Raw genomic sequence first — 13,925 nt, forward strand, 5'->3', positions numbered from 1 at the left:
TTCGGTAAACCGAACGTTTTCGGCCCGACGATCTTGACCGTTCGCAGCCGCGTTGCCACAAGTGCGGAATGCCGCAACGCGGTACGGACGAAAAAAGGGGCCGAGACATGGCGCGTCAGTCCTACCTTTTCACGAGCGAATCCGTCTCCGAAGGCCATCCGGACAAGGTCTGCGACCGTATTTCCGATGAAGTGGTGGACACCTTCTTCCGCACCGCCGAGGTCGAGGGCTGGGATCCGAGCCAGATCCGCGTCGCCTGCGAGACGCTCGCCACCACCAACAAGGTGGTGATCGCCGGCGAGACTCGCGGGCCCTCGTCCATCACCAGGGACCTGCTGTCCCACGCCGCGCGCCTTGCCATCAAGGACATCGGCTACGAGCAGGACGGCTTCCACTGGGAGAAGGCGGACGTGGACGTGCTGCTGCACGCCCAGTCCGCCGACATCGCCCAGGGTGTGGACATCGCGGGCAACAAGGACGAAGGCGCCGGCGACCAGGGCATCATGTTCGGCTACGCCGTCCGCGAGACCCCCGAGCTGATGCCCGCGCCCATCTACTATGCCCACAAGATCCTGAAGACCCTGGCGGAAGCCCGCCATTCCGGCGAGACGCACGCTCTGGGGCCCGACGCCAAGAGTCAGGTCACCGTCCAGTATGAGGGCGGCAAGCCGGTGGGCGTGACCCAGATCGTGCTGTCCACCCAGCATCTCGACGAGCACCTCACCTCCCATGACGTGAAGTCCATCGTCGAGCCCTACATCCGCAAGACACTGCCGGATGGCTGGGTGAGCGACGCCACCGTCTGGCACGTCAACCCCACCGGCAAGTTCGTCATCGGCGGACCGGACGGCGATTGCGGCCTCACTGGCCGCAAGATCATCGTGGACACCTACGGCGGCGCGGCGCCCCACGGCGGCGGCGCCTTCTCCGGCAAGGATCCGACCAAGGTGGATCGCTCGGCCGCCTATGCCGCGCGCTACCTCGCCAAGAACGTGGTGGCGGCGGAACTGGCGGATCGCGCCACCATCCAGCTCGCTTACGCCATCGGCGTGTCCGATCCGCTCGCGGTCTATGTGGACCTGCACGGCACTGGCAAGGTGGACGAGGCCAAGCTCGAGAAGGTGCTGCGCGAGGTCATGAACCTGCGCCCCCGCGGCATCCGCGAGCATCTCGGCCTCACCAAGCCGATTTATGCCCGCACCTCCGCCTACGGCCATTTCGGCCGCGCGCCGGAAGCCGACGGCGGCTTCTCCTGGGAGAAGACCGACCTGGTGGATGCGCTGAAGTCCGCGGTGGCCTGAGGCCTCCTCAAGACCCTCAAGACGGCGGCAGGCCTTTGCGGGCCGGCCGCCGTTCTGCTTTAAGGCGTGCCTTGCGCGCAGTCCGGCCCGTGCGCACGTCCCTCGAACGACCACGCTTGTGCGATGCATGTGATGACGCAAGACGAGCAGCGCCACGGCGCCTTCTACGGCCGTCGTGTTGGCAAGGCGCTGCGTGGTGTCCAGCAGGACGCCATTGCGCGTCTCCTCCCCACCTACCGCCTCGATCTCAAGGACGCCGCGGCACCGCGCGACCTTTTCCCTGGTCCGGTCGCGGGCCTGTGGCTGGAGATCGGCTTCGGTGGCGGCGAGCACCTTCTCGCCCATGCCATCCGCCGGCCCGACATGGGCTTCATCGGCGTCGAGCCGTTCCTGAACGGCATGGCGCGGATGCTGGTGGACCTGGAGGCCAGCGCCCTCTCCAACATCCGCCTGTTCGACCAGGATGCCGCACTGCTGCTCGACCGGCTGCCGGCCGGGTGCCTGGACGGCGCCGACCTGTTCTATCCCGATCCCTGGCCCAAGCGGCGGCACTGGAAACGGCGGTTTGTGCGGCCGGACAATCTCGACCGCCTTGCCCGCGCCATCCGTCCCGGCGGGAGCTTCCGCTTCGCCTCGGACGTGACCGACTATGTGGGCTGGACGCTGGCCGCCGTCAGGGATCACGGGGCCTTCCACTGGACCGCCGAGCGCGCGGACGACTGGCGCCGTCCCTTTCCGCACTGGCCCGGCACGCGCTACGAGGCCAAGGCGGTCGAGGACGGACGCGTTCCCACCTATCTCACCTTTGCGCGCGCTCAGGCCCCCGCCGCGTGAAGCGCGCGCAGCCCTTCGCGGTAGGTGGGAAAGGCGAGGCGCACCCCCAGTTCGTCCTTCAGCCGGGCGTTGGCGACACGCTTGTTGCCGGCCCAGAAGGTGAGCGCCATGGGGCTCATGGTGCGCGCCGCCTCGGCGAAGGGGATGGCGGGCGGCACCGGCACGCCGAGAAGTTCCGCCGCATAGGCGATGGGATCGGCGGGTGAAGCCGGCAGATCGTCGGTCACGTTGACGATGCCGCCGAAGCGCTGGTCCACCACGGCGAGGATGGTGCGCGCGATGTCGTCCACGTGGATGCGGTTGAACACCTGCCCCGGCTTGTCGATGCGCCGCGCCTCCCCCGCCTTCAGCTGCACCAGGGCGTTGCGCCCGGGACCGTAGATGCCGGCGAGACGCAGAACCGCCACCGGCACGCCGCCCGCCCGGCCGAAGGCCAGCCATTCCTCCTCCGCCTTCAGGCGCCGCTCCAGCCGCGGGCTGCCGGCGCGCGGCGGGGTCGTCTCATCCACCCATGCCCCGCCGTGGTCGCCATAGACCCCGAGGGTGGTGAGGTAGACCACCTGCCGCAGCCCCCCCTCCGCCAATACCGTCCGGGCGCAGCGCAACACCGGGTCGCCCCGCTCGTCCGGCGGTGCCGATACCAGCAGCACCTCCGCCGCTTTCAGGGCCGGGGACAGGTCCTGCGAAAGGCTTTCACCATCAAACAGGTGCGGCGCCACGCCCGCCGGCAGGCCGGCGAGGCGCTCCGCCGTCCGGGCCGTCCCGATGACGCGGGGGAAGGCGGCCGGGTGCCGTGCGGCCAGATGGCGGGCGCAATAGCCGAAGCCCAGGGCGGCGAGGCAGGTGGGGGAAGAGCTCATGGTGCGGTGATGCCGCAGCCGGAGGCCGCAGACAAGGGCCGACGGCCCCTCAGCCGGCGCGGCCGGCGAGGGAGAGGGCGCACATATGGCGCACCGCCGCCTCGCAGGCCCGCGTCACGCTCTTGCGGTCATGGGCGGCATCGAGTTGCAGCGGCGCGCCGAAGGTCACCTCCACGTCGAGGGCGCCCTGCCGCAGCACGTCGAGAAGATGCGGGGCAAGCGACATGTCGCCGAACCAGGCGGCGACGGGTCGGTGTCGGCGTCCCATGGGCACGCCCTGGAGCCGCACATAGGCGACGGCGAGGGGCTGCACCACCACCTCCTCGGTGGCCGCGAACGCCTCGCGCACCGCCCCCACGAGGGCGGTGCGGAAGGGCAGGACCCGATTGCCATCGCTGGAGGTGCCTTCGGCGAAGAGCACCACCGGATCGCCCTCGTGCAGGCGGCTGGCGATCTCCCGGTTCACCTCGCCGGTGGCCTGGCGGCGCTGGCGGTCCACGAAGACGGTGCGCTGGAACCGGGCCAGAAGGCCGATGACCGGCCAGCCGGCCACCTCGCTCTTCGCCACGAAGAACAGAGGCGTGAGCGAACCGACGACCGATATGTCCAGCCAGGAGGCGTGATTGGCGAGAAGAAGCAGAGGGCGGCCGGAGGCCGGCGCGCCGCGGACGCTCACCCGCACGCCGATCAGCCGCAGCAGCAGGCGGTGGTAGAGCACCGGAATCCGGCGCCGGGCGGGCAGGCGCAGGCGCAGGGAAAGCCACTGCAGCGGGATGCCGACGATGGTCACCGCCGCCACCAGCACCAGCACCGCGCCCATGCGCAGCCGGTCGAGGAGGCGCGACAGGGCCGGCCGTTCGGGACCAAGATCGTCCACGCCTGCGCCGTCACCGGGGGCGGCCCGGGCGCCGGCACCGCCGGGGGATGTCACGGCTTCTCGTCCTCGTCGAGGGGGACGGCATAGAGTTCGAGCCGATGGCCCCGCAGCTTGAAGCCGAGGCGACGGGCGATGGCCTCCTGGAGGGCTTCGATCTCCTCGGAGCGGAACTCGATGACCCGGCCGGTGCGCAGGTCGATGAGGTGGTCGTGGTGCTCGTCGGGCATCTGCTCGTAGCGGGCCCGGCCGTCGCCGAAATCGTGCCGCTCGATGATGCCGGCGTCCTCCAGCATCTTCACCGTACGGTAGACCGTCGAGATGGAGATGTTGTCGTCGATGGCGACCGCACGGCGGTGGAGTTCCTCCACGTCCGGATGGTCCTGCGCGCCGGACAGCACGCGGGCGATGATGCGCCGCTGTTCCGTCATCCTCATGCCCTTGGCGAGGCAGGCCTCTTCGATGACGCTGATCTTGTCGCTCAAGCGCGACCTCCGAACGACGGCGGGGGGACTGGCTGCCTTATCGCCCTCCCGTCCCTTCCCTGCAAGGGGGCCATCCGTCTCAGAAATCGCGCCTCAGCATGAGCGCGTCGGCGCCGCCCGCATAGTAGCCGCGCCGCCGCCCGGTCTCCCGGTAGCCGAGGGTGCGATAAAGGGCGAGGGCGGCGACGTTGGCTTCCTCCACCTCGAGGAACGAGGTGGTGACGCCCTCGCTGGCGAGCCGGGCGAGGTGGTGGGAGAGCAGCAGCCGGCCGATGCCGCGCCGGCGCCGGTCGGTGACCACCGCCACGGTGAGCACTTCGGCTTCCGGCGGCACCACATGGGAAAGGATGAAGCCGACCGGCGCGCGGCGCCCGCCGCCACACGCGACGTGAGCCCTCACGGCACGCTCCGCCAGAAGGCGCTCGAACTCATCGACGCCCCAGCCACGGGCAAAGGCGCGCGCGTGAATCGCCGCAAGATGCGGGATGTCGTCGGCGCAGGCCTCCCTGAGGCGCGGCGGTCGTGGCGGAAAGAGACGGTCGAGGAGGTGCATCATGGCGGGCACATCAGCGGCGGGCGATGCGCGCCTTGTCCTGGGGCTTGGCATCCGGCGCGCGCAGATAGAGCGGGCGCGGCTCCGCCGCCTCGGGATCCGCGACCGCGCCGAGGCGGGCCACCCAGGCCACATCCGCGGCCGCTGCATCATCCACCGAAAGCGGCTCCTGCTCGGAGGGCGGCCACGCGTCGGCGACGAGCTGGGCTCCCGACCCCACCAGACGCACCGCGCCGATGGCCACCGAGCGCGCCGCCTCGCGCACGCTGGTCACCCGCGCGGCGATGAGGGTGCGGGCGCCGACGCCAAACATCTGCAGATAGACGTGGCCATGCCGCGCGTCGATGGCGCTGACCACGGGCACGGCATCGTCCTGGGCGAGGTAGGGTGCGGCGAGCGCAGCCAAGGTGGTGACCCCCACCACCGGCCGGTTGGCGGTGAGGCCGAAGCCACGGGCGGCGGAGAGCCCCACGCGCAAGCCGGTGAAGCTGCCGGGGCCGATGGTCACGGCGATGCGGGCCAGGTGCTCGAAATCGAGCCCGGCCGCCGCCATTACCTGCTCCACGAGCGGGATCAGCGCTTCCGCGTGACCCCGCTCCATGAGCAGGGAATCACCCGAAACGATCGCATCCGCCTCGGTGTCGAGCACCGCGGCGGAGCAGGCGCCGAGCGCCGTGTCTATGGCAAGAACGTACATGAACGCGGGTGCCCCAATCGCCGCCACGATCAACCGAAACCGGGACGTTGGGAAGCAACCCGACCCGCTCACATTCGAGAAAGGTTAATGGCACCGTTCTCTTATACCGCCTGCACCTCGAGGACCTCGGGAACGAAGTGGCGGAGCAGGTTCTCGATGCCGTTCTTCAGCGTCGCGGTGGAGGAGGGGCAGCCGGAGCAGGACCCCTTCATGTTGAGGAAGACGGTGCCTTCCTTGAAGCCGCGGAAGGTGATGTCGCCACCGTCATTGGCCACGGCCGGGCGCACGCGGGTGTCGAGCAGCTCCTTGATGGTGGCGACGACCTCCGCGTCCTTCTCCTCGAAGAACTCGTCCGCATCCGGGGCATCCGGCTTCACGCCCTCGGACAGGACCGGAGCACCGGACATGAAGTGCTCCATGATGGCGCCGAGAATGGCCGGCTTGATCTGCGGCCATTCGGCCTCCGCCTTGGTGACGGTGACGAAATCGGAGCCCAGGAACACCGCGGAGACGCCGCGCACGTCGAACAGGCGCTGGGCGAGGGGCGACAGGTCCGCGTCCTCGGCCGAGCGCAGATCAAGGGTGCCGTCTCCCAGGACCGAACGGCCAGGCAGGAACTTGAGCGTTGCGGGGTTCGGCGTGGTTTCCGTCTGAATGAACATGGCCCAATCCTCAAAAGAACGGTGCGGAACATGGCCCGCGCATTTGTCTTGAAGATAGGGGCTCCGTCGCCAAACGGAAAGGCCGGCCCCGGTAATGTCCCGAATTGACACGCTGCGCCGGGCGAGCCGGAACGCCGCCTGAACGAAAGGCGGCCGAATCGCTGCCGCCCGGATGTTGCCCGTCTGTTCCGTCCCTCCCGGCAGGGACCGGGCGAAGGGCCTGCGCCGCTGGCCGGCAGCCAGCACCCGCACGGCGCGCGCAATGGGCTGGCGGTGTGCCGATCCGGGACGCCCCGGCCGCGGCACGGAGAACAGCGGCGGAACGAAAAGAGGGCGAATCGGTCGCATCCGCCGGTTGCCCCTTCGTTCCCGGCAGGTTCGTTTTCGGCAGGTCCCGCGTTCCTGGCAGGTCCCGACCGATGCGTCTGCAGCTCCGGATGGCCAGGATCACGGCCGGTGCCCGGCGCGTGGTCCCAAGGCACGCGGACGGTTGCCCGCCCACAGGCGGCACAAAAGCAAATGCCCCGGCGGAGCCGGGGCATGAGGTTGGGCAGATGGACGGGCGGCCGCGGCGGGCCACCGGCGGCCACCCTCAGGTGTTCATGGAATCGAAGAAATCGCCGTTGGTCTTCGTCTGCCGCAGCTTGTCCAGCAGGAACTCGATGGCGTCCACCGTGCCCATGGGATTGAGGATGCGGCGCAGAACATACATCTTCTTGAGCGTGTCCGCGGGAACCAGGAGCTCTTCCTTGCGGGTGCCGGAGCGGGTGATGTCGAGGGCCGGGAACACCCGCTTGTCGGAGACCTTGCGGTCGAGGATGATTTCCGAATTGCCGGTGCCCTTGAACTCCTCGAAGATCACCTCGTCCATGCGCGAGCCGGTGTCGATGAGCGCCGTGGCGATGATGGTCAGCGAGCCGCCTTCCTCGATGTTGCGCGCCGCGCCGAAGAAGCGCTTCGGCCGCTGGAGGGCGTTGGCGTCGACGCCGCCGGTCAGCACCTTGCCGGAGGACGGCACCACCGTGTTGTAGGCGCGGCCGAGGCGGGTGATAGAATCCAGGAGAATCACCACGTCGCGCCCATGCTCCACAAGGCGCTTGGCCTTCTCGATCACCATCTCGGCGACCTGGACATGGCGCGAGGCCGGCTCGTCGAAGGTGGAAGAGACCACCTCGCCCTTCACCGAGCGCTGCATGTCGGTAACCTCTTCCGGCCGCTCGTCGATGAGCAGCACGATGAGGAAGCATTCCGGATGGTTGGCGGTGATGGATTTCGCAATGTTCTGCAGCAGCACCGTCTTGCCGGTGCGCGGCGGCGCGACGATCAGCCCGCGCTGGCCCTTGCCGATGGGCGCGACGATGTCGATGATTCGCGCCGAAAAGTCCTTCTTGCCCTGGGTCTCCTCGTGCTCGAGCTTGAGCCGCTCGTCGGGGTAGAGGGGCGTGAGGTTGTCGAAGTTGATCTTGTGCTTGGTCTTCTCGGGGTCTTCGAAATTGATCGTGTTGACCTTGAGAAGGGCGAAATAGCGCTCGCCTTCCTTCGGCGAGCGGATCTGTCCCTCCACCGTGTCGCCGGTCCGCAGGCCGAAGCGGCGGATCTGCGAGGGAGAGACGTAAATATCGTCGGGACCGGGCAGATAATTGGCTTCCGGCGAGCGCAGGAAGCCGAATCCGTCCTGCAGCACCTCGACCACGCCTTCGCCGATGATTTCGGTTTCCGTGGCTGCCAGCTGCTTGAGAATGGCGAACATGAGCTCCTGCTTGCGCAGGGTGCTGGCGTTTTCCACCTCGTTCTCCTCGGCGAAGGCGAGGAGCTCGACGGGCGTCTTGGACTTAAGGTCTTGAAGTTTCACTTCCCGCATAAGGGAAAGCCTCGATGGGTCTTGAGTATGCCGGTGCGGATCGCTGTGGGATCGCTACCAGGCGGAGGGGAGGGGTACGGGGATCGCAGGTCTTCAGGAGAAGCCGGGGCACGCAGCTGCCGCCTGGCGCTCCCGCCGGACCAATAACGGACCCGAAGTACAGGAAGCGCATTTGCCTGCGTTTAGGAAAGCGACAGGAGGATAGGCACCCCGGCGGTGCTGCGCAAGCCCTCCTTGAGGCGAAGTGAAATCAAAACGGTTTGACCACAACCAGGATGACGATGCCGATCATCAGCACGGTCGGCACCTCGTTGACCATGCGGAAGAAGCGGGCGGGGCGGGTGTTGCGATCCTGTGCGAAGGCGCGCACCCATCGGCTCTGAAAGCCGTGAGCGGCGGAAAGCGCCAGCACCAGCAGCAGCTTGCCGTGGAACCAGCCGGCCACGAACCAGCCGCCGGCAAAAGCGAGATAGAGGCCGGCGAGCCAGGTCGCGATCATCGCCGGATTGGCGATGGCCTTGAGCAGCCGGCGTTCCATGACCTTGAACGTCTCCGACTGCACCGAACCGGCCTCGGCCGCGCAATGATAGACCATCAGCCGCGGCAAATAGAGCAGGGCCGCCATCCAGGAGATCACGGCGATCACGTGCAGCGCTTTGATCCAGCTATATAAATCGTGAGCCATAGCGATCCGCTTCCAAGGTCGGGTCAAAGCGCGCGGCGAACCGCTTCCACCAGCTTTTCCACATGGGCGAGCGGCGTCTCGGGGCGGATGCCGTGCCCCAGATTGAAAATGTGGCGGGCACCGGCGAAGTCGGCGCGGATGCGCGCCACCTCCTCCTCCAGAGCAGAACCACCGGCGATCAGCCGCAGGGGATCCAGGTTGCCCTGGAGCACCAGCCGGTCGGACAGCCGGGCCCGCGCAGCGCCGCGATCCGCCGCCCAGTCGAGGCCGATGGCGGCGATGCCGGTGTCCTTCAGGCGCTCCAGCGCTTCCAGCGTCGCCCCCTTCGGAAAGGCGATGACATGCACGTGGGGGTGCAGCGCCTTCAGTCCCGCGACGATGCGGCGCAGGGGCTCGGCACACCAGCGCTGGAAGGACGCCGGGTCGAGCACGCCGGACCAGGTGTCGAAGATCTGCACCACATCCGCCCCCGCCGCCACCTGGCCGGCGAGGTGGATGATCGACGCCTCCACCAGCCGGTCGATGAGGCTCTGGAACAGGACCGGATCGCGCAAGGCGAGGAGGCGGGCGGGCGCCTGGTCGTCGGTGCCGTGGCCGGCCACCATGTAGGTGGCCACCGTCCACGGCGCGCCGCAGAAGCCGATGAGCGCCACGTCCGCCGGCAGCTGCGCCCGCACCAGCGACAGGGCCTCATAGACGGGGCCTGTCTTCGCCGGGTCGAGCTCCGCCCGCAGCTCGGCGAGGCTTGAGGCGTCGGCGACGGGAGACAGGCGTGGACCCTCGCCGGCCTCGAAGCTCAGGTCCACGCCGAGGGCGTGGGGCACCACCAGGATGTCGGAGAAAATGATGGCGGCGTCGAAACCGTAGCGGCGGATGGGCTGGAGCGTCACCTCGGCGGCGAGCTTCGGCGTGTAGCACAACGTGAGGAAATCGCCGGCCTTTGCCCGGATCTCCCGGTACTCGGGCAGATACCGGCCTGCCTGCCGCATCATCCAGAATGGCGGTGGATCGAGCGGAGTGCCGTCGAGCACGGTGAGGAACGGCGACGGCGTGGTGCGAGAGCGGTTCATCCCGTCCCTTCAATCAAAGAGATATATATTTAAGAGAGGAGTCTTTGTTGTCTTAACGGTTGATTAACCATTCGCCCGGCTCTCGACAACCGATCCACAATTCGACCCGCTGACAAAGGCGCACTTGCCGCAGGTGCGAAGCCGGCGAAAGGCCGGTTAACAAAGGATTAAGGGGGGAGGGTCGAAACGTCGTCCACATGGACGCACAGGGGGGTGCTGGAATCTGTCCCGTGGGGTGTGCATGTGGACGGGATTCGGGGTTATCCAAAGGCCACCCTTGCGCGGCGTTCATGAGCGTGCCTTCTTCAACAGTGTTCCACAGGAGCGGTGGATAACCGTGTCACCTTCGAAGTCGCCCGCCGAAAGCTACTTCCACCTCCATCTCGTCTCCGATGCCACGGGCGAAACCCTCATCAATGTGGGGCGGGCGGCGTGCGCCCAGTACGTGAACGTGTTGCCCATCGAGCACGTCTACCCGCTGGTGCGCTCCATGAAGCAGCTGGAGCGGGTGCTGAACGAGGTCGAGAACAATCCCGGCATCGTGCTTTTCACCCTGGTGGACAACGACATCCGCAGCCGGCTCCGGCAGCGCTGCGAGGAGCTGGGTGTCCCGCATCTGTCGGTGATGGCGCCAGTGGTGCGGCTGTTCCAGTCCTATCTGGGCGGCGAGCCGACCCCGCGCGTGGGCGGCCAGCATTCCCTCGACGCGAGCTATTTCAAGCGCATCGATGCGCTCAATTTCACCGTCATGCACGACGACGGCCATATGACCGAGGACCTGGAGGCGGCGGACGTGGTGCTGCTCGGCGTATCGCGCACCTCCAAAACGCCTACCTCCATCTATCTTGCCAACCGGGGCATCAAGACCGCGAACATCCCGCTGGTCCCCAACGTGCCGCTGCCGCCCAACATCGAGAAGCTGAAGAAGCCGCTTGTGGTCGGCCTGGTGGCGAGCCCGGAGCGGATCGTCGAGATCCGGCAGAACCGCCTGCTCAGCCTCAATGCGGGGGAGGCGGGAAGTTCCTATACGGACCGCGAGGCGGTGAGCGACGAAATCGCCTTTTCGCGGCGCCTGTGCGCGCGCAACGGCTGGCCGCTCATTGATGTGACCCGCCGGTCCATCGAGGAGACGGCGGCCAACATCTATACGCTCTACAGCGAGCGCCGCCGGCGCGAGATTGCCGAAACATGAGGGGGAGGGACGATCGTGTGGCGTGGTGAACAGCCGCTGGTGCTCGCGTCCAAGAGCGCAACGCGGTTGAGCCTTCTCGTGCATGCGGGCGTGCCCGTGGAGACGGTGGCCGCCGATGTGGACGAGCGCGCCCTTCAGGCGGAGGCCGGCGATTTGGACCCCGCCCGCATCGCCCTCCTTCTGGCCCGGGCGAAAGCGCTTTCGGGCGCGACGGCGGCGCCGGGGCGCATGGTGCTGGGCGCGGACCAGACCCTGGCCCTCGGGCCGAAGATCTATCACAAGCCGGCCACCATCGAAGCGGCGCGGATCCAGCTGATGGAGCTCGCCGGCCACACCCATGCTCTGCATTCGGCGGTGGCCGTGGCGTTGGATGGCACGGTGATGTTCGAGACGGTGGTGAGTGCCTTCCTCACCATGCGGCCCTTGTCGGAAGAAGCGCTCAGCAACTACCTCGTGGCGGCGGGCGCGCGGGTGCTCACCTCGGTGGGTGCCTACCAGCTTGAATCGGTGGGCGTGCACCTGTTCACGCGCGTGGATGGCGACCACTTCACCATTCTCGGCCTGCCCCTGCTGCAGCTCCTGCCCTTCTTCCGCGAGCAGGGGCTTCTGCCGTGAGCGTGCGTGTCTGTGTCACCGGCCAGCCGGTCAGCTATTCCCGCTCGCCCCTTCTGCATGGCTACTGGCTTCGGAAATACGGCATCGACGGCGCCTATGGCCGTGAGGAAGTACCACCGTCGGAGGCCGTGGACTTTTATCGCAGCCTCGCCACGCGGGGCTATGTCGGCTGCAACGTGACCGCGCCGAACAAGGAGATCGCCTTCTCGGTCCTCGACGAGGCGGAGGAGAGCGCGGCGACGCTGGGCGCGGCGAACACCCTGTGGCTCGAGGACGGCAGGCTCTGCGGCGCCAGCACCGACGGTTACGGCTTCATCGCCAATCTCGATGCGGGGGCGCTGGGCTGGGACGGGGAGCGCAAGACCGCGCTGGTCCTCGGCGCGGGCGGGGCCTCGCGGGCCATCGTGCATGCGCTGGTGGCACGCGGATTCGAGCGGGTGGCGCTCGCCAATCGCACGCTGGAGCGGGCGGAGGCGATCGCGGCCATGTTTGGCCCGGTTGTGCGTCCCCTGGCCCTTGAGCGCATAGGGGACGTGATGCGGGATGCGGACGTCCTGGTGAACTGCACGTCGCTGGGCATGAAGGGGGCGGCCCCGCTCCTGCTTGACCTGTCGGGGCTGCGGCCCGAGGCGGTGGTGAGCGACATCGTCTACGTGCCGCTGGTGACGCCGCTGCTGAAGATGGCCGCCGGGCAAGGCTTCCGCACCGTGGACGGGCTCGGCATGCTGCTGCATCAGGGCGTGCCCGGCTTCGAGCGCTGGTTCGGCGTGCGGCCGGAGGTCACGCCGGAACTGCGCGCTCTTCTCGTCGCCGACCTGAAGGCCAAGGGCCAGCTGGAGGCCTGAGCAGACATGTGGATCCTCGGCCTCACCGGCTCCATCGGCATGGGGAAATCGGCGACGGCACGCCTGTTCCGCGCCCATGGGGTGCCGGTGCACGATGCCGACGCGTCGGTACACGGGCTCTATCGCGGGGCGGCGGTGGGGCCGGTGGAGGCGGCCTTTCCGGGGGTGGCGCGGGATGGCGCCGTCGACCGGGCGGCGCTTGGCGCCCGGGTGCTCGGCGACGGCGAGGCGATGCGGCGGCTGGAGGCCATCGTGCATCCCCTGGTGCGGGCCGAGGAGGAATCCTTCCTCGCCAGCGCCCGCGCGGCGGGGGCTCGTCTGGTGGTGCTCGACATCCCGCTCCTGTTCGAAACGGGAGGTGCCGGGCGCGCCGATGCGATCGCCGTGGTCAGCGCGCCGAAAGCTGTGCAGCGCGCCCGTGTTCTCGACCGGCCGGGCATGACGGACGACAAATTCGAGGCCATCCTCGCCAAGCAGATGCCCGATGCGGAGAAGCGCCGGCGGGCGCATTTCGTCATCGACACCGGGCGTGGCTACGCTTCGGCCGAGCATCAGGTGGCGGGGATCGTGCGGGCGCTGGCCGGACCGGGCCGGCGGCGGCCGGAGTAAGGATAGGGAATCCATGCGCGAGATCGTGCTCGATACCGAGACGACGGGCCTCGAGGCCTATGGTGGCGACCGGCTCGTGGAGATCGGCTGCGTGGAGATGGTCAACCGCATCCTCACCGGGACGGTGTTCCACGTCTATATCAATCCTGAGCGGGACATGCCGGTGGAGGCGTTCAACGTCCATGGCCTCTCCGCCGAATTCTTGTCGGACAAGAAGAAATTCGAAGAAGTTGCCGATGAATTCCTGAATTTCATCGCCGAAGATACCTTGGTCATCCACAATGCCGCGTTCGACATCGGCTTCCTCAATGCCGAGCTGGAGCGTTCCGGCCGGTCCACCATCGCCCGCGACCGGGTGGTGGACACGCTGGCCCTGGCGCGGCGCAAGCATCCCGGTGGCGGCAACCGCCTCGACGATCTGATGCGGCGCTACGGCATCGACAGCTCCCGCCGGGTGAAGCACGGCGCGCTGCTCGATGCGGAGCTGTTGGCGGAAGTCTATGGCGAGCTGCTCGGCGGCAAGCAGGCGAGTCTCATCGGCCTGACCGAGGAGGCGAGCGAAGCCCCGCGCCTGGTGGTGGAGGCGCGCGCCGCCCATGTTCGGCCCGAGCCGCTCGCCCCCCGCCTCACCGATGCGGAGGCGCAGGCGCATGCGGTGTTCGTGGCGAGCTTGGGAGAGAAGGCCGTCTGGCTGAAATATGCGGATGCGCCGCCGGTGGAGAAGACCGGAAGCTGACACGGCGTCGGAGCAGCTTCCGGTCGATTTACAACCACAGATCAAT

General features: G+C 68.0%; 16 protein-coding genes. 7 read left to right on the top strand and 9 right to left on the bottom strand.

What is annotated here, in order from left to right:
- Positions 1-107: 107 nt before the first annotated feature.
- Entirely contained in the window at positions 108-1,301 is a 1,194-nt protein-coding gene (gene metK / locus EZH22_RS07665; protein WP_203195094.1) for a methionine adenosyltransferase, read from the top strand.
- A gap of 123 nt (positions 1,302-1,424) precedes the next feature.
- The gene (gene trmB / locus EZH22_RS07670) at positions 1,425-2,135 is read left to right on the top strand and encodes a tRNA (guanine(46)-N(7))-methyltransferase TrmB (RefSeq protein WP_203195095.1); all 711 of its coding nucleotides are present in this window, start codon (positions 1,425-1,427) and stop codon (positions 2,133-2,135) included.
- On the opposite strand, the gene EZH22_RS07675 is transcribed toward trmB, so the two are convergent.
- From EZH22_RS07675 to hemE, 9 genes are all read right to left on the bottom strand, one after another.
- Positions 2,117-2,995: an SDR family oxidoreductase gene (locus EZH22_RS07675; protein ID WP_203195096.1), complete on the bottom strand. Its 879-nt coding sequence runs from the start codon at positions 2,993-2,995 to the stop codon at positions 2,117-2,119. The two genes, trmB and EZH22_RS07675, sit on opposite strands and share 19 nt — an antisense overlap.
- 49 nt (positions 2,996-3,044) lie before the next feature.
- A complete protein-coding gene (locus EZH22_RS07680) occupies positions 3,045-3,926 on the bottom strand; it encodes a lysophospholipid acyltransferase family protein (protein WP_231711363.1) in 882 nt (293 codons plus the stop codon).
- Positions 3,923-4,306: a Fur family transcriptional regulator gene (locus EZH22_RS07685; RefSeq protein WP_231711504.1), complete on the bottom strand. Its 384-nt coding sequence runs from the start codon at positions 4,304-4,306 to the stop codon at positions 3,923-3,925. The genes EZH22_RS07680 and EZH22_RS07685 overlap by 4 nt, the downstream gene beginning before the upstream one ends.
- 127 nt (positions 4,307-4,433) lie before the next feature.
- A complete protein-coding gene (gene rimI / locus EZH22_RS07690; protein ID WP_231711364.1) occupies positions 4,434-4,910 on the bottom strand; it encodes a ribosomal protein S18-alanine N-acetyltransferase in 477 nt (158 codons plus the stop codon).
- A gap of 10 nt (positions 4,911-4,920) precedes the next feature.
- Positions 4,921-5,604 (bottom strand): tRNA (adenosine(37)-N6)-threonylcarbamoyltransferase complex dimerization subunit type 1 TsaB, encoded by a 684-nt coding sequence (tsaB, locus tag EZH22_RS07695; protein WP_203195098.1) that lies wholly within the window; start codon positions 5,602-5,604, stop codon positions 4,921-4,923.
- Between the two features lie 101 nt (positions 5,605-5,705).
- On the bottom strand, positions 5,706-6,266 hold the full coding sequence (locus EZH22_RS07700) for a NifU family protein (RefSeq protein ID WP_203195099.1): 561 nt from the start codon (positions 6,264-6,266) through the stop codon (positions 5,706-5,708).
- 592 nt (positions 6,267-6,858) lie between these two features.
- Positions 6,859-8,127: a transcription termination factor Rho gene (rho, locus tag EZH22_RS07705; RefSeq protein ID WP_203195100.1), complete on the bottom strand. Its 1,269-nt coding sequence runs from the start codon at positions 8,125-8,127 to the stop codon at positions 6,859-6,861.
- Positions 8,128-8,377: 250 nt separating this feature from the next.
- Positions 8,378-8,812, bottom strand: a complete 435-nt coding sequence (gene hemJ / locus EZH22_RS07710; RefSeq protein WP_203195101.1) for a protoporphyrinogen oxidase HemJ — start codon at positions 8,810-8,812, stop codon at positions 8,378-8,380.
- Between the two features lie 23 nt (positions 8,813-8,835).
- Complete coding sequence (gene hemE / locus EZH22_RS07715; RefSeq protein ID WP_203195102.1) at positions 8,836-9,882, bottom strand: uroporphyrinogen decarboxylase; 1,047 nt, start codon at positions 9,880-9,882, stop codon at positions 8,836-8,838.
- Positions 9,883-10,219: 337 nt separating this feature from the next.
- Between hemE and EZH22_RS07720 the strand changes: the two genes are divergently transcribed.
- Genes EZH22_RS07720 through dnaQ form a run of 5 tightly spaced genes read left to right on the top strand, consistent with a single transcriptional unit; the run spans position 10,220 to position 13,879 of the window.
- On the top strand, positions 10,220-11,074 hold the full coding sequence (locus EZH22_RS07720) for a pyruvate, water dikinase regulatory protein (RefSeq protein WP_231711365.1): 855 nt from the start codon (positions 10,220-10,222) through the stop codon (positions 11,072-11,074).
- 15 nt (positions 11,075-11,089) lie between these two features.
- Complete coding sequence (locus tag EZH22_RS07725; RefSeq protein WP_203195104.1) at positions 11,090-11,689, top strand: Maf family protein; 600 nt, start codon at positions 11,090-11,092, stop codon at positions 11,687-11,689.
- Entirely contained in the window at positions 11,686-12,534 is an 849-nt protein-coding gene (locus EZH22_RS07730) for a shikimate dehydrogenase (RefSeq protein WP_203195105.1), read from the top strand. The genes EZH22_RS07725 and EZH22_RS07730 overlap by 4 nt, the downstream gene beginning before the upstream one ends.
- Before the next feature lie 6 nt (positions 12,535-12,540).
- A complete protein-coding gene (gene coaE / locus EZH22_RS07735; RefSeq protein ID WP_203195106.1) occupies positions 12,541-13,143 on the top strand; it encodes a dephospho-CoA kinase in 603 nt (200 codons plus the stop codon).
- A gap of 13 nt (positions 13,144-13,156) precedes the next feature.
- Positions 13,157-13,879 (top strand): DNA polymerase III subunit epsilon, encoded by a 723-nt coding sequence (dnaQ, locus tag EZH22_RS07740; RefSeq protein ID WP_203195107.1) that lies wholly within the window; start codon positions 13,157-13,159, stop codon positions 13,877-13,879.
- Positions 13,880-13,925 lie beyond the last annotated feature (46 nt).

Source organism: Xanthobacter dioxanivorans (genome assembly GCF_016807805.1).
GTDB classification, from domain to species: domain Bacteria; phylum Pseudomonadota; class Alphaproteobacteria; order Rhizobiales; family Xanthobacteraceae; genus Xanthobacter; species Xanthobacter dioxanivorans.